Origin of the sequence: Halobacillus sp. GSS1, assembly GCF_017307035.1 — a bacterium.
Classification (GTDB): Bacteria; Bacillota; Bacilli; order Bacillales; family Halobacillaceae; genus Halobacillus; species Halobacillus litoralis.
The window spans coordinates 1,014,460-1,033,402 of record NZ_JAFLHE010000001.1 but is presented as its reverse complement, the minus strand read 5'-3'; the positions used below and the strand labels follow the sequence as shown (position 1 = coordinate 1,033,402).

General features: G+C 41.4%; 16 protein-coding genes and 5 tRNA genes. 18 read left to right on the top strand and 3 right to left on the bottom strand.

The genetic code is table 11. From position 1 onward, the window contains the following. Positions 1 to 31 precede the first annotated feature (31 nt). The 3 genes from cccA (at position 32) to J0K78_RS05470 (ending at position 2,292) form a co-directional block, all read left to right on the top strand. The gene (gene cccA, locus J0K78_RS05480) at positions 32 to 400 is read left to right on the top strand and encodes a cytochrome c550 (RefSeq protein WP_206945738.1); all 369 of its coding nucleotides are present in this window, start codon (positions 32 to 34) and stop codon (positions 398 to 400) included. Positions 401 to 469: 69 nt separating this feature from the next. Further along, positions 470 to 1,177 carry a tRNA (adenine(22)-N(1))-methyltransferase gene (locus tag J0K78_RS05475; RefSeq protein WP_206945737.1) on the top strand — a complete coding sequence of 236 codons (708 nt, stop codon included), beginning with the start codon at positions 470 to 472 and terminating at the stop codon, positions 1,175 to 1,177. Beyond that, positions 1,174 to 2,292 (top strand): Nif3-like dinuclear metal center hexameric protein, encoded by a 1,119-nt coding sequence (locus J0K78_RS05470; RefSeq protein WP_206945736.1) that lies wholly within the window; start codon positions 1,174 to 1,176, stop codon positions 2,290 to 2,292. Before J0K78_RS05475 ends, J0K78_RS05470 begins: the two co-directional genes overlap by 4 nt. Before the next feature lie 34 nt (positions 2,293 to 2,326). Here J0K78_RS05470 and J0K78_RS05465 read toward each other — a convergent pair whose 3' ends face one another. After that, positions 2,327 to 3,283, bottom strand: a complete 957-nt coding sequence (locus J0K78_RS05465) for a 4-hydroxy-3-methylbut-2-enyl diphosphate reductase (protein WP_160915044.1) — start codon at positions 3,281 to 3,283, stop codon at positions 2,327 to 2,329. A 175-nt stretch (positions 3,284 to 3,458) separates the two neighbouring features. Between J0K78_RS05465 and J0K78_RS05460 the strand changes: the two genes are divergently transcribed. After that, the gene (locus J0K78_RS05460) at positions 3,459 to 4,778 is read left to right on the top strand and encodes a DEAD/DEAH box helicase (protein WP_206945735.1); all 1,320 of its coding nucleotides are present in this window, start codon (positions 3,459 to 3,461) and stop codon (positions 4,776 to 4,778) included. Positions 4,779 to 4,793: 15 nt separating this feature from the next. Then, the gene (locus J0K78_RS05455; RefSeq protein ID WP_206945734.1) at positions 4,794 to 5,687 is read left to right on the top strand and encodes a deoxyribonuclease IV; all 894 of its coding nucleotides are present in this window, start codon (positions 4,794 to 4,796) and stop codon (positions 5,685 to 5,687) included. 216 nt (positions 5,688 to 5,903) lie between these two features. Here J0K78_RS05455 and J0K78_RS05450 read toward each other — a convergent pair whose 3' ends face one another. After that, positions 5,904 to 6,188, bottom strand: a complete 285-nt coding sequence (locus J0K78_RS05450; RefSeq protein ID WP_206945733.1) for a DUF2624 domain-containing protein — start codon at positions 6,186 to 6,188, stop codon at positions 5,904 to 5,906. 190 nt (positions 6,189 to 6,378) lie between these two features. Between J0K78_RS05450 and J0K78_RS05445 the strand changes: the two genes are divergently transcribed. Together J0K78_RS05445 and J0K78_RS05440 are read left to right on the top strand one after the other, a co-directional pair. Further along, on the top strand, positions 6,379 to 7,107 hold the full coding sequence (locus J0K78_RS05445) for a transglycosylase SLT domain-containing protein (RefSeq protein WP_206945732.1): 729 nt from the start codon (positions 6,379 to 6,381) through the stop codon (positions 7,105 to 7,107). A gap of 115 nt (positions 7,108 to 7,222) precedes the next feature. Then, positions 7,223 to 7,798: a DUF4190 domain-containing protein gene (locus J0K78_RS05440; protein ID WP_206945731.1), complete on the top strand. Its 576-nt coding sequence runs from the start codon at positions 7,223 to 7,225 to the stop codon at positions 7,796 to 7,798. Positions 7,799 to 7,831: 33 nt separating this feature from the next. On the opposite strand, the gene ispG is transcribed toward J0K78_RS05440, so the two are convergent. After that, a complete protein-coding gene (ispG, locus tag J0K78_RS05435) occupies positions 7,832 to 8,956 on the bottom strand; it encodes a flavodoxin-dependent (E)-4-hydroxy-3-methylbut-2-enyl-diphosphate synthase (RefSeq protein WP_089654277.1) in 1,125 nt (374 codons plus the stop codon). A gap of 250 nt (positions 8,957 to 9,206) precedes the next feature. Here ispG and J0K78_RS05430 point away from each other — a divergent pair, with 250 nt between their 5' ends. The 11 genes from J0K78_RS05430 to J0K78_RS05380 all read left to right on the top strand — a co-directional run bounded on the left by J0K78_RS05430 (position 9,207) and on the right by J0K78_RS05380 (position 18,795). After that, a complete protein-coding gene (locus tag J0K78_RS05430; protein ID WP_206945730.1) occupies positions 9,207 to 9,827 on the top strand; it encodes an NfeD family protein in 621 nt (206 codons plus the stop codon). A 95-nt stretch (positions 9,828 to 9,922) separates the two neighbouring features. Beyond that, a complete protein-coding gene (locus J0K78_RS05425) occupies positions 9,923 to 11,704 on the top strand; it encodes a methyl-accepting chemotaxis protein (protein WP_206945729.1) in 1,782 nt (593 codons plus the stop codon). 196 nt (positions 11,705 to 11,900) lie between these two features. Next, entirely contained in the window at positions 11,901 to 13,538 is a 1,638-nt protein-coding gene (locus J0K78_RS05420) for a Na/Pi cotransporter family protein (RefSeq protein ID WP_206945728.1), read from the top strand. 370 nt (positions 13,539 to 13,908) lie between these two features. Beyond that, positions 13,909 to 13,985 (top strand) — tRNA-Met (locus tag J0K78_RS05415). 22 nt (positions 13,986 to 14,007) lie between these two features. Next, positions 14,008 to 14,083 (top strand) — tRNA-His (locus J0K78_RS05410). 3 nt (positions 14,084 to 14,086) lie between these two features. Then, positions 14,087 to 14,163: transfer RNA gene (locus J0K78_RS05405), tRNA-Ile, on the top strand. Positions 14,164 to 14,174: 11 nt separating this feature from the next. Beyond that, positions 14,175 to 14,267: transfer RNA gene (locus tag J0K78_RS05400), tRNA-Ser, on the top strand. A 94-nt stretch (positions 14,268 to 14,361) separates the two neighbouring features. Then, a tRNA-Phe gene (locus tag J0K78_RS05395) sits at positions 14,362 to 14,434 on the top strand. 175 nt (positions 14,435 to 14,609) lie between these two features. After that, positions 14,610 to 15,224, top strand: a complete 615-nt coding sequence (locus J0K78_RS05390; protein ID WP_146812835.1) for a superoxide dismutase — start codon at positions 14,610 to 14,612, stop codon at positions 15,222 to 15,224. Positions 15,225 to 15,326: 102 nt separating this feature from the next. Next, the gene (locus J0K78_RS05385; protein WP_206945727.1) at positions 15,327 to 16,562 is read left to right on the top strand and encodes an MFS transporter; all 1,236 of its coding nucleotides are present in this window, start codon (positions 15,327 to 15,329) and stop codon (positions 16,560 to 16,562) included. Between the two features lie 85 nt (positions 16,563 to 16,647). Then, a complete protein-coding gene (locus tag J0K78_RS05380) occupies positions 16,648 to 18,795 on the top strand; it encodes a peptidoglycan D,D-transpeptidase FtsI family protein (RefSeq protein WP_206945726.1) in 2,148 nt (715 codons plus the stop codon). Positions 18,796 to 18,943 lie beyond the last annotated feature (148 nt).

Genomic DNA, 18,943 nt, shown 5'->3' with positions numbered 1-18,943 from the left:
TATGAAGGAATACATAAGGAGGTTGCAACAAATGAGAAAGAACCCTGTGATTCCATTCGCCATTATCGCTGTGCTGGGGATCGTCGTTATGATTGTCGTTTCTGCAGCGGGGATTAATCAACGCGAAGCTATTCAGAATGAAGAAGAGGGCGGCGGTGAGAAGCAAGAAGAAACCGCAAGTGCAAGTCCTGAAGAATTGTTTCAGAACCAATGTGCAAGCTGCCACGGTGGAGATCTTGGCGGAGGAGCCGGCCCTAATCTTCAAGAAGTAGGAAGCCGCTATTCAGCTGAAGAAATTAATGACATCATCGTAAATGGTAAAGGCTCAGCCATGCCTGCTGGTCTTTACACAGGAGAGCAAGCAACTAAATTGGCTGAATGGCTAGCCGAAAAGAAATAACAATAAGATGAAGAACGAAAAGCTTTCTGGCCAATCAGAAAGCTTTTCTTTTATGAGAGGAAAGAGTCTATGAATGTTAATCAATTATCCCAACGTTTAGCACTTGTTGCTGATTATTTACCAGAGGGGGCCCATTTTGCTGACATCGGTTCGGATCACGCGTATCTTCCGTGCTTTGTATGCCTGAAGGATCCGGAAGCGAGAGCTGTCGCAGGAGAAGTAAACCAAGGTCCGTATGATAGTGCTAAAAGCGAAGTGGAAAGACATAAGCTTGAGAACCGCATCGAAGTCCGTCTCGGAGACGGGCTCGCAGTAGTTGATCCAGGAGAGATAAAGCAAGTGGTCATTGCAGGTATGGGTGGGCCTTTGATCCGTGATATTCTGGAGAGAGGAAAAGAGAAGCTTTCTAATGTCCACCGGATTGTCGTGCAGCCCAACATCGATTCGAGGTCTCTAAGAAGGTGGTTCTTCCAGCATGACTATACACTCGTGGATGAGGCAATTGTAGAGGAAAGTGGGCACATTTATGAAATCCTTGTTGCAGAAAAAGGAGATCCTTCCTCCTCTTATCAACAGCAAGTGATAGAGAAAGAAATGTGGCTCGGGCCATTCTTATTAAAGAAACGTCCGGATCCGTTTATTAAGAAATGCAAAGAGGAATGGAAGAAGAAACAATATATTGTGAAACAGATGAAGCAAGCCACTTCCCCTGATGAAGAAAAATTGAAACAACATCAAAAGGAAATGGAATGGTTAGAGGAGGTATTGCAATCATGAATCGAACGTACACGGCTCAAGATATTATCCGCGAATTTGAGAAATGGTCACCTAAGGGGTTGGCCTTTGAATGGGATAATGTGGGGCTCCAAATCGGGACACTTAATCAACCGGTAAAAAACGTTATGGTTACCCTTGATGTTTTGGAGAACGTTGTGGATGAAGCGATTGAAAAAGAAGTGGATCTAATTATTGCGCATCACCCTCTGCTTTTTGTCAAATTGAATCAAATCAATTTGGATACACCGAAAGGAAGAATTGTTCAGAAACTGATTAAAAATGACATCACGGTTTATGCCGCACATACGAACCTGGATATTGCTAAAGGCGGTGTGAATGATGTTATGGCTGAGCTGATTGGAGTAACGAATAGCCGTCCACTGATTGAAACAGGCAGCGACTCTCTAGTAAAGCTCACTGTTTTCGTTCCGGAAAATCACGCAGATGAATTACGGAATGCCATCAGTGAAGCAGGTGCAGGGCATATAGGTCATTATAGTCATTGTACGTATCAACTCTCCGGACAAGGAACATTCAAACCGGAAGAGGGGACCAATCCATACCTCGGTGATCAAGGACAGCTTGAGATCGTTGACGAAAAACGAATCGAGACGATTGTTTCAAAGTCACGCTTAGCCGGAGTATTGAAAGCGATGGAAGAAGCTCATCCATATGAGGAAGTGGCTTATGATATTTATCCACTATTAAATGAAGGGGAACCAATGGGAGCAGGGCGTGTAGGAGAACTCAAAAACCCTATGGTTTTACGTGAACTCGTGGAGTTAATCAAGAGAGAATACGGTGTTCCTCATCTACGTGTATCAGGAAATATGGATAAAAAAGTGAAGAAAGTCGCGCTTCTTGGAGGGAGTGGTGAAAAATACATTCATAAGGCCAAGCGAAGTGGGGCCGATGTATATATTACGGGAGACATGACATTTCATATGACACAAGATGCCATGGAGATGGGACTTTCCGTCATTGATCCCGGGCACCATGTAGAAAAGGTTGTCTGTCCAAAAGTGAAACAATACTTGGAAGAGGCATGTAACAAAGAGGGAGATTTAAACATTTTTGTTTCCGAAGCGAATACAGAGCCCTTTACCATTGTATAAGAAAAGGATGAAAGCTAAGGCTTTCATCCTTCTTTTACCTTTTCACTTTTTTTCTTGCACGGACGGGAGGTAAGATTTTTTTCTGTTCAACTTTTGACTCGCGAATCCAAGTGCTTTCATCGTTATGATCGAATTGCTCGATGAATTTAATGACTTCTTTTGTTATCGGAGTTGGAGTTGAAGCTCCCGCTGTAACGGCTACTTTCTCGACACCTTCCAACCACTCTAATTGGATTTCTGTCACATCAGCAATACGGTAAGCTGTTGTACCTGCTTTTTCCATAGAGACTTGGGCGAGCCGGTTCGAATTGTTACTCATCGGGTCACCGACAACCAATGTCAAATCAGCTTCACCCGCCTGCTCAGAAACAGCTTCTTGGCGTACCTGGGTCGCCATGCAGATTTCCTGCTGCTTTTCGAGTTGTGGATACTTTTCCTTCGCCTTTTCCATAACGTCATAGACATCCCATTGACTCATTGTCGTTTGGTTGGTGATCATCAATTTGTCATGATCCAGATTAAGTTCTTCCACATCTTCTTCTGTTTGGACGAGATGGACTTTACCTGGTGCTACTCCCATCGCGCCTTCTGGTTCAGGGTGTCCCTTTTTTCCTACGTAAATAACTTCGAAACCTTCAGCTACTTTCTTTCTAATCAAATTGTGGGTGTTTGTGACATCAGGACAGGTGGCGTCTAAGACGGTCAATCCTTTCGCCTTGGCGCGTTCCTTCACTTGAGGAGAAACACCGTGAGCGGTAAAAATAACCGTGCCATCGTGAATGCCTTCGAGCATGTCGCTTCGATTTTTTCCATCTACCGTAATGATCCCTTCTTCCTTAAAGGCATCGGTTACATGTGAGTTGTGGACAATCATACCTAATATATAAATAGGACGTGGCAGATTTGGGTCTTTAGCTGCGTTACGAGCAATGACCATTGCATCTACTACACCATAACAATAACCGCGAGGGGCGATTTTAATGACTTCCATTGATTAACGTCCTCCTCTATAAATCCAATCCAATAACTTTAAAGATACCATTATCATTATAAAGGGTAAAGGGAAAGATGACAAAGAAAGACGTTCTAAGACAAGGTTATCGTGCAATTTGTCTTCTGCTCTATTATAATAAGGAAGGAACATTTTACATTAAAGGAGAACGGTTATGAGTAAGCATACATTTGAACAATATGCCATCACTTCTACAGTCAGTCGAATTGTAGAAGGGTTAGGCTTTAAAAAACCCACCCCCATTCAAAAGCAGGTCCTGCCTGCAGCATTGAGAGGGGAGAGTCTTATCGGACAGTCCCATACGGGATCAGGGAAGACACATGCCTATTTACTTCCACTATTGAACCAGATGGATGAAGAGGCCGACCATGTACAGTTTGTAATTACTGCCCCAACAAGAGAATTAGCCATTCAAATTCAGGATGAAGTGAAAAAAGCCATTCAAATGGCTGGGAAAGAAGACGTTTGGCGTTCAAAACTCCTCATAGGTGGAACGGATAAGCAGAAAATGGTTGGCAAGCTGTCTTCAAGAGCTCCGCATATTGTCGTCGGAACACCTGGTCGTATATTAGATATGGTTAAAGAAGAGGCAATTGACCTCTACCAAGCCAAAGCGTTTGTGCTGGATGAAGCGGATCTGATGCTGGATTTAGGATTCATTGAAGAAGTAGATCAAATTCTCGTAAGGATGGACCAGGATGTACAGATGCTCGTCTTTTCGGCGACCATTCCAGAACGTCTGCAGCCATTCTTAAAGAAATATTTGACGAACCCGACACACATTGAGATTGAAGATGACAAACCATCACCAGAAACGATGGAGCACCGCTTAGTCCCGTTAAGACATAAAGAACCTGCCGAAGTCATTGTCGAAATATCGAAGGCGATTCAACCTTACTTGGCTATCATTTTTACAAATGGAAAAAATCATGCCGATGAGCTTGCTGGAGAATTGACGAAGAGAGGTCTTGAAACAGGGATTCTTCACGGCGGTCTTTCACCAAGAGAAAGAAAAAGAATGCTAAAAGAGTTGCAGAACTTGCGTTATCAGTATATTGTGGCCACAGACCTTGCTTCTCGAGGCATCGATATTCAAGGCGTCAGTCATGTGATTAACGCACAAATGCCGAAAGAGGAAGAATTCTACATTCACAGAGTCGGACGAACGGCTCGAGCTGGATTGCAAGGAACGGCTATCAATTTGTATAAGGAATCCGATCTGCCTCTTATTCAGAAGCTCGAGAAAAAAGGACTTACCTTTGAATTTTATGAAGTGAAAAATGGTGAATGGAAAGAAACTAATGCCTACAACGAGAGACAGAACCGTGAACGCCATGCTTCCGATTTAGAGAAGAAAGCAAAGCAGATGGTACGGAAACCTAAAAAAGTGAAGCCTGGCTACAAGAAGAAAATGAAACAACAAACAGATAAAAACATGAGAAAGCTGAAACAGAGTCGTTTCAAGAAGAAATAAGAAAGGGTAGATTGTATGTTGAAGATTGGATCACACGTGTCTATGAAAGGGAAAAAAATGCTGCTGGGCGCCAGCGAAGAAGCAACCTCCTATGGTGCAAGCACATTTATGATTTATACCGGAGCCCCGCAGAATACAAGGCGTCGTCCCATTGAGGAATTGAACATTGAAGCAGGGACTGAGCATATGAAGGCGAATGGCATCACGGACATCGTGGTCCATGCTCCTTATATCATCAATATAGGAAATACAACAAAACCTGAAACTTTCCAGCTTGGTGTTGATTTTTTAAGGAATGAAATAGAACGTACAGAAGCTCTAGGAGCAAGGCAAATCGTTCTCCACCCAGGGTCCCATGTTGGGCAAGGAGTAGAAAAGGGATTGCCGAAGATCATTGAAGGCTTGAACGAGGTTCTTCATAAAGACCAAAAGGTCCAAATCGCTCTTGAAACAATGGCAGGAAAAGGCTCTGAAATCGGAAGGAGTTTTGATGAGTTGGCGCAAATCATTGATGGGGTGACCCACAATGAGAAGTTATCTGTCTGCATGGATACGTGTCACATTCATGATGCAGGTTATAATGTTATCGAGGATTTCGATGGCGTATTGGAGGAATTTGATAAAATCGTGGGGATCGATCGTTTGAAGGTCGTCCATGTGAACGATAGTAAAAATATCAAAGGCGCAGCCAAGGACCGGCACGAAAATATTGGGTTCGGTCATATCGGTTTCGATGCTCTTCATAAAGTCATTCATCATCCGACATTGAAAGACCTGCCAAAAATTCTTGAAACGCCATATGTAGGGGAAGATAAGAAAAATAAAAAGCCTCCATATCGCTATGAAATCGATATGGTTAAAGAAGGCGTTTTTGATGAAGGTTTAAAAGAAAAAATCATGCAACAATAAAGAAGGAGCCACTGGGCCCCTTCTTTTTTTGTAGTAATTAAATAAAATGGCAGGTAGTGGAGACTCAGTTTCAAGATTTTTCGGAGTTCGTTTCTTTGTTGGAGTGTCAGGGATGCTGGGAAGCTACTCGTTATCCTGCAGGGGAAAAGTGTCTCGAAACTGAGTCTTCAACTAAAGGGAGCTTTTATTGGGTTGAGAATGGAAGTTGATCAGGTTTTATCTTAGCCAATGCTCTACTCCGTATTCTTTTGCCATTTTCATGAGCAGTTTATTTACAGATCTCGCTGTATCTTTTGATGTAATTTTCGCGAGTTTACTGAGCATGCGCTTCCGTCCATCAGGGTCGAAAGGGTTATCCTTATTCTTTTTCAATGCTGTGACAATGGCAGCGGCTTCATCCCTAGATATAGGGATTTGATACTTCTGACTATAAAAAAGTAGTTCTTTTACGGTTAACTGCTTCAATTTCTGGGTAATTAACTGTTGTGCCACATTCTTCATAGGCTTATACTCCCTCTCTCCTTATTTACTACACCATATGAATGTTGAGAAGGATTTGTGTTTTTAAAAAATTATGTCTACAAGTGTTTCAATTGAATTACATATTTTATTCGGTTAGTATAAGCCAATGGGTTCAGTGTGGTGCTGGTCAAAAGTACCAGTTCAGAACGTGAAGGAGTGAAAAACAAATATGAAAGAACAAAAACCTCTTTGGACAACGGGTATTGCATTGCTTCTCGTCATGGTGACATTTTTTGCTTTTAACCAATGGAACCACAAGCAGGAGAAGGCCCTGGAAGATCAAAAGCAGGAATTGAAAAATAAAAATCAAAAACTATCCATGGAAATTGAACGCTTACAGTCGACGAATGAGTATTTGAAGGAAAAGCCTTCAGTCGGAGAGGAAGAAAGTGGCTATCACACATGGCCGGAAATTGAAAAGAAAGCAGAGCGACTTGTAAATGAGAGTGACGGGAATTTTAAAAAATCCTGGGCTATGTACCTTGTTAAGGAAGCACAACGTTATAAAATCAACCCTTTTCTTGTTTATGAGCTTTTAAAAGTGGAAACGGGAGGAACTTTTGATCCTGAGCTTGTGGGGCCTGAAACCAAATATGGACATGCATACGGGATGTCACAATTTATGAAAAATACCGCCCCGTGGATTGCTGATATGGCAGGCTTACCTTATGAAGAAGAGTTGCTTTTTGATCCTTATTATTCCATGCAATTATCATTAGTTTATTTAGATTTCTTAAAAAACAAATATAATAATTGGGACGAAGCACTCACAGCATATCACCGAGGCATGGGTGGCTTGAAAGCATATAAAAAAGAAAATGGACACGCAGAAAGCTGGTATGCAGAAGAGATCCAAGAGAAAGCAGAAAATCATACGACCGTAGTATTAGCGAATTGATTGGAAACGCCTGACTTATAGTCAGGCGTTTTTTTACCATCAAATCCCTTATGTAATTTCTTGTACTCTCCATATAATAATCATGATTCTTCAAACAGAAAGTGAGGGTATTTTAATGCATGATCCGAAAGATACTGTTGAGAATCATCAAAAAACGCAAAAAGCCCCTGAGCACGGGGATGAATTAGAGCAAGTTCATGAAGAAGCTGTTGACGAACATGATGAGCCGTCGACAGAACAAGTCCTGAATGAAGCTTTTGAAGAAATTCAGGACCAGGATTTAAGACAGGAACCTGGTTATATAGAGGCTAGAGCTTCTGAGTATAATGACGTTACTGCTGTCGATGATCATGGTCGTGGAGAAGATCAGCCTGTTTATGGCGATAGTTATGAGGAAGAATTCGCTCAAGAAGCAGCTGTAGGGCCGATAGATGAACCAATGAATAACGAGGAAAAGGAAACAACAATGGAAGAAGAGGAAGATGTTAAAGTGGGGATGGGCTGGCTGGGGTTATCCGCCGCGATCCTTTCTTTCTTTTTTGCTCCGTTAATTCTCGGTGCGGCCGGGATTGTTCTCGGGATCATTGGTAAACGAAGAGGAGCCGATACACTAGGCAATATGGCGATTATTGTCAGTGTCGTTTCCATCGCATTTTCTTTATTCTTCGCCCCGATGTATAACTTGATATAAAAAAAGGTGACCCTGTTCAGGGTCACCTTTTTTTTAAGACTGTTCTTGCTCTTGTTTGAGCTTCTCTTTTTCTTTGCGTTCTTTTTCATAGTGTTCCTCAGCCAATTTGTCGACTTCTTTCTTCAGTTCATCGACCATGATGTCTTCAGGTACTTTACGGATGATCTCTCCGTGACGGAAGAGTAGGCCTTCCCCTCGGGCACCGGCAATTCCGATGTCTGCTTCTCTCGCTTCACCAGGGCCATTGACTGCGCAGCCAAGCACAGCTACTTTAATGGGGGCTTTAATGGTTTGAATATATTCTTCAACCTCATTGGCAATAGATATCAGGTCAATTTCAATTCGTCCACAAGTTGGACAGGAAATTAAAGTCGCAGCGTTAGACGCAAGACCAAAGGATTTGAGAAGTTCTTTCGCTACTTTTACTTCCTCCACAGGGTCAGCACTCAAGCTGATCCGCACAGTACTTCCAATTCCCTTACTTAAGATGGCTCCAAGTCCTGCAGCACTTTTCACCGTGCCGGCAAAAAGAGTTCCAGATTCAGTAATACCCAAGTGTATCGGATAGTTGAAGGCTGCTGCTGCTTTTTCATAAGCTTCAATAGCCAATTTCACGTCCGAAGCTTTAAGGGATACAATAATATCATGGAAATCAAGATCCTCAAGAATCTTAATGTGATGCAAGGCACTTTCAACCATTCCATCTGCGGTAGGATAACCGTATTTTTCAAGGATATGGCGCTCAAGTGAACCTGCGTTGACTCCTATTCGGATCGGAATGCCCTTTGCTTTTGCTGCTTTTACTACTTCCTCAACTTTTTCACGTTTCCCGATGTTCCCTGGGTTGATACGAATCTTGTCTGCTCCACCTTCAATGGCTTTCAAAGCCTTTTTATAATCGAAGTGGATGTCAACAACCAATGGAATGTTGATGCGTTTTTTAATTTCAGGAATCGCATCAGCGGCTCGGTCATCCGGGCAAGCCACTCGCACGATTTGACATCCGGCTTCCTCCAGGCGTTTGATTTCAGCGACTGTTGCTTCTACATCGTGTGTTTTGGTGGTGGTCATGGATTGAATCACAACCTCATCCGATCCACCTATCGTAACGTCTCCGACTCTTACGGGACGAGTATCTTTTCTGTGCGTAATTGCCATTAATATCGCTCCTTTGTATATTCACAAAAAGGTATGCAAGATGAATTCCAATCTTCATTATAAGGGCTATTTTTGTAAATGAGAAGTCAGGAACCTTAAATATGCACATTTATAAGTTAAATTTGTGTAAACTCATAAATGTTGTCATCATTATATCATGGGTGGAATAGAGAAAAAATAACGGAGACTTTGAAACAAAAAGGGATCTTCGAACGTACATATAGTAATTAAGGAGAGGATGTGAGCCATCATGTTTACTTATGATTGGATCGCTTTATTTATTACTTTTCTCGGTACGATGTTTTTAATTGGGGAATTACTCGTCAATATGCGTGGAGTGTTCGCCATTATCGGCTTTGGCTTTATAACTGTTTATTTCTCAGGTTACCTTGAAACAGAAATGTTCATCGTCATGATGCTCGTATATTTCCTGGGAATTATTCTTATGATCATTGATGGGAAACTGCTGAATGATGGAACTCTTGCGACCATCGGTGCTGCAACGATGATTATTGCTGTAGGCTTCAGTGCACCTAATTGGGTAGCTGGGTTGTATAGTGTTATAGGGGTGATTCTAGGGGGAGCGGCTTCTTTACTGTTCTTGAAAGTTTTCAAACACAGAAAAATGTGGTCGAAAATGGCTCTCAATGATCAAATGTCCTCAGAAATGGGATATAATTCAATGAATGAAAAATACCAGTACTTACTTGAACAGCAAGGTGTAGCTCTAACAGACATGAGACCTGTAGGTACGGTGAAAATTGAGGAAGAAGAATACAGTGCTGTTTCCAATGGTCAGTGGATTACTAGAGGAGATCAAATTAAAGTAGTGAAAGTGGATGGTACAAAAATCCTGGTCAAAAAGTTGTGAAATTACCAAACCTTAAAAGATTATTAACAATTCCTTAACACTCTGTCGTCATACTTTGTTTGTGCAATCAATCAAAGAGATGGAGTGTTTATTTTATGAATGACTGGAAAAGACTCAAATCAAGAATTCCAAAAGTCCAATGGCCTCAATTCAATTTGCAAATCAGATTGACAGTCATTGTTTGTGCCCTTGTGCTTATCTCAGTTTCATTGATTGGTTTCTTTTCTTATACGAAAGCTAAGGAAAACCAAGTGGATCTGGTTCAAGACCGTCTGGAACGTGAGTTGCTGATGGCTCAGGATGTGGCAGAGCAATTGATGTATGCCTTTGTTGGAGACCAGGAAGAATTCTTAAGAAGAATGGAAGGGTATTCGAATGCACAGCAAGCAGAAATCCAACAAGATGGTTTATCTTCTGAAGCTTATTTTGTAAATAACAATGGGGTGTATTCCTACCCGTCCATGGATGAAACTTCTCTACCAGAATCACTTCCGCAGGATCTGATAAATAAAGAGAATGGCACAGAAACTGTAGAGTTGAAAGGGGAGAAATACATACTTTCCTACGCACCCGTCCAAGAACTGCAAGGGATCTATGTTCTAGGAGTACCCGAGAAGGATTTTATGAGTGGAGTACGCCAATTGGCCTTGTACACAATAATATTAGGCTTTATTACTGTCCTTGCGATCGGAGTGATTGTTTATTTTATTGTGGGGAGGATTGTTCACCCAGTGAAACAGATGCAGCGTGTTATGAAGCAAGCGAGGAATGGTGTTTTAAGTGAGGCGGGTTCCATTAGTACGAGTCTTCCTGAGATCCAGTCGTTAAGAAAAAGTTACGAAGAACTTATACATAAGATTGCAGCTATTTTGGACGCTCTCCAAGGGACTGTCGATCAACTGGGAAAGGGAGGGGAAAAGATGGATGATTCCTCTCATGAGTTGAAGCTTGTCTATGAAGATCTACGGAAAAGTGTGAATCAAGTTCAAGACGGAAGTGACTTGACTTCGGAATATATGGATAGCCAAAAAGAAGTGTTCGATGAATTGAATAAAGTCTTCGGTCAGTTACATTATACGTTGGAAAATCTTTTTGGAGAACAGGAACGGATGAATGAAGCGGTGCATTCGGGGAATGGAGGAGTCGAACAGGTCGATCAATGTTTTCACAGTTTGAGAAACGAAATTCACGGAATGACTTCGAGAGTGATATCTTTTCAAGACTACATGTCCAACATACAAGATTCTGGAAACAAAATTCAGGAGATTGCAGAGCAGACGAGGATGCTTGCATTGAATGCATCTATTGAAGCCGCTCGTGCTGGAGAGCAAGGAAAAGGATTCGCAGTAGTGGCTCAGGAAGTTAGACGCCTGGCAGATCGGTCAAGAACAGCAGCTGTTGACATTGATCAGCGGATGAAGGATGTGATGTCGCTTGGGGGAGAGCTTTCCACTCAATTTGATCAAATGGAAAGGGATATTCTAGAGCGACAGCGCCAAATGGATATATCGAAGGATGCTTTCGAGAATTTATCAGAAGGTATGAGTGCGTTTAATTTACAATTGGAGTCCACCAAACATCAGTTAAAAGAAGGCGGAGAGGTTATGCCACGAATGGAGAATGTAATTGAAGGTATGAAAAAAGTTATCTCAACCCAGGTTCTTTCCACAGGGAAACTAGTGGATACTTCTGACCGTCAGCAGAGGACAATGCAAACCTTTGATGCTTTTTCGACGGAATTGATTGGACTCACGCAGGAGCTTTCGTTTATCATTACTTCCAATCAATTTGAGAACAAAGAATACTACGAGCAGCAAAACAAGTCCGCAGGAGAAAAACAGGAAGCAGATTCTCTAATGAAGGAAAAGGCATCATAAAAGGTCCTCCTAAGGGCCTTTTTTTATTGGAAAATTCGGATAACACACGAAAATTGCTTCAGTATTATGCGAATGTAAATTTAATGTTAAGATTCGTGAATTGCCTTTACAAAAGTTTTTTCCATGGTTAATATGAGTGAGGTTGTTTAAATAAAGAGAAAAATGATGAAACTTGGATGAGGAAAGGGTGGAGAACATGGAAATCGATGTGCAACAGATGATATTTGAATTCATCGGTGGACTCGGTATCTTTCTATTCGGCTTAAAGTATATGGCGGATGGACTACAACGTACAGCGGGAGATCGTTTGAGGGAACTATTAGACCGTTTCACGAGCAATCCATTTATGGGTGTTCTTGCGGGTACGGTCGTTACAGTTCTTGTACAGAGTAGTAGTACGACAACCGTACTAACGGTTGGTCTTGTCAATGCAGGATTCATGACATTCAGACAAGCGATTGGTGTTATTATGGGTGCCAATATTGGTACAACCATGACTGCATTTATTATTGGTATAGATATTAAAGCTTATGGATTACCAATCCTTGCTGTTGGTGCTTTCTTGCTATTCTTTTTCAAAAGTAAAAAAGTCGCGAACTTTGGTCAGACCATCTTTGGTCTGGGAGCATTGTTCTTTGGACTTGAAGTGATGAGTGGAGGAGTGAAGCCACTTCGATCATTACAAGCTTTCCAGGATTTGACGGTGAGCATGAGTGATAATCCGATTTTGGGTGTTATTGTAGGTACTTTATTCACGGTAATCGTACAAAGTTCCAGTGCAACCATCGGAATTTTGCAGACGTTGCTGGGAGAAGGGCTTGTCGATTTACAAGCAGCGATTCCGGTATTGTTTGGTGATAACATCGGTACAACCATTACGGCTGTTTTGGCATCCATCGGTGCGAGTGTCGGTGCTAAGCGAGCTGCGTTTGCTCACGTTATATTTAACGTATTAGGTGCTACCGTATTTTTAATATTCCTAGTTCCATTTGAAAAGTATGTAAATTGGTTACAAACAAGTATGGATCTTGAGCCTGAAATGACGATTGCCTTTGCTCACGGCTCTTTCAACATTGCCAATGCGATTGTACAATTCCCGTTCATTGCAGTTCTCGCATGGATTGTCATTAAACTGGTACCAGGACAGGATTCAGAAATTGATCATAAACCACAGCATTTAGATCCGATTTTTATTGAGCAATCTCCATCCCTTGCTTTAGATCAAGCAAAAGAAGAAGTTGTACGAATGGGTGAATATGCTTATAAAGGCCTTGAAGAAACAAGCCTATATTTGAACAATAAACAACAGAAGCATTCTGAACTGGCTATGCAAATTGAAGATGCTTTGAACAACCTTGATCGCAAAATAACGGATTATCTGGTTGATCTATCTCAAGCTTCTCTTTCAGATGAGGAGAGTCATAAGCATTCCGCACTAATGGATTCTGTCAGAGACTTAGAACGGATAGGTGACCACTTCGAGAATATCATTGAATTGATTGACTATAAGAACTCCAATAAAGTGAACCTTACTCCTCAAGCTATCGAGGATTTGAATACAATGTTTGACCTTACGTTAATGACCGTTAAGCAGGCAACAAGATCTCTTGAAACGATGAGCCGTGAAGAAGCATTGGCCGTTGTCCAAAAAGAGAATGAATTGGATCGCATGGAACGAAGTTATCGTAAGAAACACATCATTCGTTTGAATGAAGGTGTATGTACAGGACAAGCAGGAATTGTATTTGTAGACATGATCAGCAACTTGGAACGTATCGGTGACCATGCCGTGAACATTGCTGAAGAAGTATTAGGAGAAAAAGAAAGTCTATAATGGAGAAAGGCGGCTTTTACAGCCGCCTTTTTTTGTTGAAAATAAGTGATATATGATGACGGTAACTGTCAAAAAGCTCTATAAATCATTGCCCAGACCTTAGATCAGATAGAAATATTTTAATTTATCCCGGAGAAAAACTTCTTTTCCTGCAGTGTCTAATCCCATTCAAATATCCCGAAACTCAGTCCAGTGCAAAAGAAGTTTATGTGAAAGTCTATTCAATTCCATACTTTTATTAAAAAAACTCTTGAAAGGAAAGGGAGGGCGTGATATATTATTTTTGTCGCTGATTTGAAAGAGAAAAAACAGTTGACGCATACATATATAAATGTTATATTATTTAAGTCGCTCATAAGCGATACTAATTGGCGGTGTAGCTCAGCTGGCTAGAGCGTACGGTTCATACCCGTGAGGTCGTGGGTTCGATTCCCTCCACCGCCACCATATATACATAAATAAAAACGTGGCGGTTGTGGCGAAGTGGTTAACGCACCGGATTGTGGTTCCGGCATTCGTGGGTTCGATTCCCATCAACCGCCCCATGTGGACCCTTAGCTCAGCTGGTTAGAGCTATCGGCTCATAACCGATCGGTCGCAGGTTCGAGTCCTGCAGGGTCCACCACAACATGTTCCGGAGGAGTACCCAAGTTTGGCTGAAGGGAGCGGTCTTGAAAACCGCCAGGGGCTTTACGGCCCGCGGGGGTTCGAATCCCTCCTCCTCCGCCATATTACATAATTACCCTTATGAGAGCAGAACATTTCCATATATATTGAAACGAGATATGGAGTCAAATCAACAATAAAAATGAATGTTTATCATGGCTCGGTAGCTCAGTCGGTAGAGCAACGGACTGAAAATCCGTGTGTCGGCGGTTCGATTCCGTCCCGAGCCACTCTTCTAGACAATCAAGTGTTTCTTGATTGTTTTTTTATGTTTTAAAATTTCTTTTCAGGGAATTCTTAATATCGTGATGCAAAACATTTGCTAATCAATTTTCCGTTTGATAATGTAAAATGTGAAGCGGAATGCTTCTGTTTTACATATTATTTTAAAGGAGGAGTTACATTATGGCTAAATTTGAACTACCAGAACTACCTTATGCTTATGATGCTCTAGAACCTACTATTGATAAGGAAACAATGAACATCCACCATACGAAGCACCACAACGGATATGTGACAAAGCTTAACAATGCACTTGAGGGACATGCAGACCTTCAAGACAAGTCTTTGGAAGAGCTTCTTTCCAATAATCTTTCTGTTGTACCGGAAGATATCCGCACAGCGGTTCGTAGAAACGGTGGAGGCCACGCAAACCACAGCCTTTTCTGGACAATCATGTCTCCAAATGGTGGCGGTGAGCCAACAGGCGATCTTGCCACGAAAATCAATGATACGTTCGGCGGTTTGGACCAGTTTAAAGAAAAATTTGAAGAAACGGCAAAAGGCCGCTTTGGATCTGGTTGGGCTTGGTTAGTAGTCAATAATGGTGACCTTGAAGTAATCGATACCCTTAACCAGGATTCTCCGATTATGGAAGGTAAAACTCCAATTTTAGGTCTTGATGTTTGGGAGCATGCGTATTACCTGAACTATCAAAACCGTCGTCCTGACTACGTTTCAGCATTCTGGAACGTTGTAAATTGGGATGAAGTAGCAAAGCGTTTCGACGCAGCTAAATAATTGAAAATTACGGAGAGGCATGGATATTAATCCATGCCTCTCTTTTTGTATATCTCCTTTTGTTCTGAAAACACTAAAGGTGAACACAAAGGAGACATGGATATGGTGAGTAAGCTGCGTGTGTGGCTCAGCCACGAAAATGTATCAAAAGATTTATTGCTGTTACTTCTCATTGGAGGCTTATACTCTCTCGGTATATTCTTATCCAGCACATTTGTGAATATATACTTATGGAAACAATCCAATAGCTACATTGACATAGCTCTTTATAATTTAGCCATTTATGTTTTACAACCCATAACTTTCATAATAGCGGGAAAGTGTGCAAAGCGAATAGATCGTGTGATCGTATTGAGAACCGGAGTGACCGTTCTCTCTTTGTTTTTTTTAACCGTTTTGCTTGTTGGGGAGCGGGCAGCCACATTTAATATTATGCTTGGATCACTATTGGGGGTAGGGTATGGGTTCTATTGGCTTGCCTATAATGTATTGACCTTTGAAATTACCGAACCGGATACCCGTGATTTTTTCAATGGGTTTCTAGGGGTGCTCCAATCTCTTGGAGGAATGACCGGACCGTTACTTGCCGGTTATATCATTTCCAGATTGAACAACTTCACGGGATATACCGTAATTTTCACAATTTCTTTCGGCTTGTTCATTGTTGCTGTCCTTGTAAGTTTCGGGATATCAAGAAGAAAGGCCAAAGGTCATTTCTCCTTCCGTAGGATCGTTACAGAGAGAAAAAACAACTCAAATTGGAGACGGATTTTAAATGCTCATGTTTCGCAGGGATTTCGAGAAGGGACTTTTTTATTTGCAGTCTCTATCTGGATCTTCTTAATGACTGAAGATGAATTGTCTTTAGGTGTGTTTAATCTGGTTTATTCCGGTTTTTCTTTTCTCTTTTACTTCCTTGTCAGTCGTTGGGTTAAACCCAGGCGCAGGAAGAAGGCAATCCTCATATCTGGATTGGCTTTATATTTGAGCGTCTTGATTCTGCTGTTCAGTGATACCATGGCTCTATTGCTTATCTATGCAGGAGTTGCAGGGGTTTTCTTTCCTATGCTCTATGTGCCTTATATATCTTTGACCTATGATGTGATAGGGAAATCATGGAATGCTGCCGAAATGAGGATTGAATATATTGTTGTGCGGGAGATCTTTCTGAATTTCGGAAGAGTTTTATCGATTGTGATTTTTCTTTTTGCGATTACTTTCATCCCACCAGAAACAGGCATACCGTATATTTTGTTACTTGTCGGCGGGGGACATTTCTTCATCTATTTCTTTGTTAAGGGTATTGACACACAGTGCAAGGAATCGACACATAATTGAAACCAATAACCCATGAGCTTCGTCTATTCTATGGCACATAAAAAATGCTATAATGAATGGAGCATGATAAGAAGGAGAGGAGTTCATGGGGAAGAAGCATAAAAACAAAAATAAGCACAAGTCACACCTTTCTTTCCGATTGAACGTGGTGTTTTTTGTTGTATTCCTTATTTTTGCCGGGATCATACTACAACTCGGGGTCGTTCAAATTCTTAACGGGGAAGAGGCCCAGGAGGAAATTGACCGCACAGAAAACACAACGACTAGCATACCTGTTCCAAGGGGAGAAATGTATGATCGGTATGGACGTGTAGTGGTTGATAACCAGCCATTGTATTCGATTACCTACACCCCTCCAAAAGGTGTGCAGCCAAAAGACAAGCTGCAATTAGCAGAAGAAATATCTAAGTATATAGATATGGAATTTGAAGGGAAGTTAACGGATAGAGATTTGAAGGAATATTTCTTCCTTCAAAACCAGGAAGAAGTCACTGCACGTATTGAAAATGAAGACACATCTAATTTGGGTAATGGTGAAGTCTATCAGCTTCAATTAGATAGCATTAAAAAAGACGAAATTGCTGGCTATGATAACCAAACGAAAGAAATCATAGCAATTAAGAAGGAACTAGATAAAGCCTATGCTCTAGCTCCTCACGTTTTGAAGAATGCTGATATATCTGAAAGGGAATATTCTGTAGTAGCTGAGCACTTAGCTGAGTTGCCGGGAATTAACGTAACATCAGATTGGGAGCGTACATATCCGTACGATTCTACTTTCCGCAGCTATATCGGAAGCATTACTTCGAAAGAACAGGGTGTACCGAGAGATAAACTGGATTATTTCATGTCGCTGGATTACAGCCGTAATGACCGTGTAGGAACAAGCGGGCTTGAGCAAGAGTATGAGGATGTTCTGAGGGGCACGAAAGAAAAAGTGCAATATGAAACCGATAAGAATAACCAAGTCATTGATTCAAGGGTTATCCGTGAGGGGCAGAAAGGAAAAGACCTCGTTCTCACGATAGATATGGAGTTACAGGAAAGAGTGAATAAGATTGTTCAGGAGGAGCTGGAAACTGCGATTCGCGAGGCTCCTGGGGCAAATAGACACTTAGAAAATGCGGTTGCAGTCGTTTCTGATCCAAAAACAGGTGAAATTTTGGCTATTACAGGTCAAACCTATAATAGAACCCCTGAAGAAGGAGAATCAAGATTTTCCGACACGTCCCATCAGGCGCTTTATAATTCCTATATGCCTGGTTCGGTAGTAAAAGGAGCGACTGTTCTGACTGGATTACATGAAGGAGCAGTGACACCTAATACTTGGATCAATGATAGACCTATCACAATTGCTGGAGAGCAAAAAGGTTCGTATACGTCTAATATAGGTACAGTCAATGATATTGCAGCTCTTCAACAATCATCGAACGTATATATGTACTTCCTTGCGATGTATTTGGGAGGGGAGTACAGTAATAATTATGATATGAACTCCTTATCACTAAGAGAAGGCACGTTTGACAAATTCATTTATAATTTTAACCAGCTCGGACTTGGTGCTAAAACGGGCATTGATTTTCCGTATGAAGGCTTAGGGGTTACAGGCGAACCACAGAATCCTGGACACATCTTGGACTTTTCCATCGGCCAATTCAGCACCTATACACCGATGCAGTTAAATCAATATGTATCCACCATAGCAAACGGTGGTGACCGCATGCAGCCTAGATTGGTGAAGAGTATTCATGAGCCGTCACTTGAACCTGGATTAGGTCCTTTGTATAAAGATTACAGCCCGCAGGTATTGAATCAAATTGAAATGGACCAATCATATATTGAAAGAGTCCAGGAAGGGTTCAGACAAGTCGCTCAAACGAATCAGGGTACAGCCAGTCATGTGTTCTCTAAAGAACCTTATGCAAAATACAATATGGCTGTAAAAACAGGAACAGCACAATCATTTAAAGCGGAGTTTGATGAAAATGGTGAAAGAACAACCTATAAGAATCTTTTAAATAAAACCTTGGTTGGATATGCACCTTCCAATGATCCGGAGATTGCATTTTCCATTGTCTCTCCTTATTTAGGAGAAGAGGCATCAAGCACATTTAATATAAGTAATAACATTGGTGCTCGGATTGGCCAAGCGTATTTTGAATTGAAAGAGGAACGTAAGGAAAACGGAATACAAACGAATAATTCAGATGAAAAAGCAGAAACTGAGGAGTGATACGACAAGTATCACTCTTTTTTTATATATGAACGAGAAAATCATGTGGGAGATACAAATATAAGGGTGTTTATTCAACAAAAATCGCCAATTTACAAAACCTTTACGTTTGGTTCATATGTCATTAAAACTCTCTCGTTAGTATATA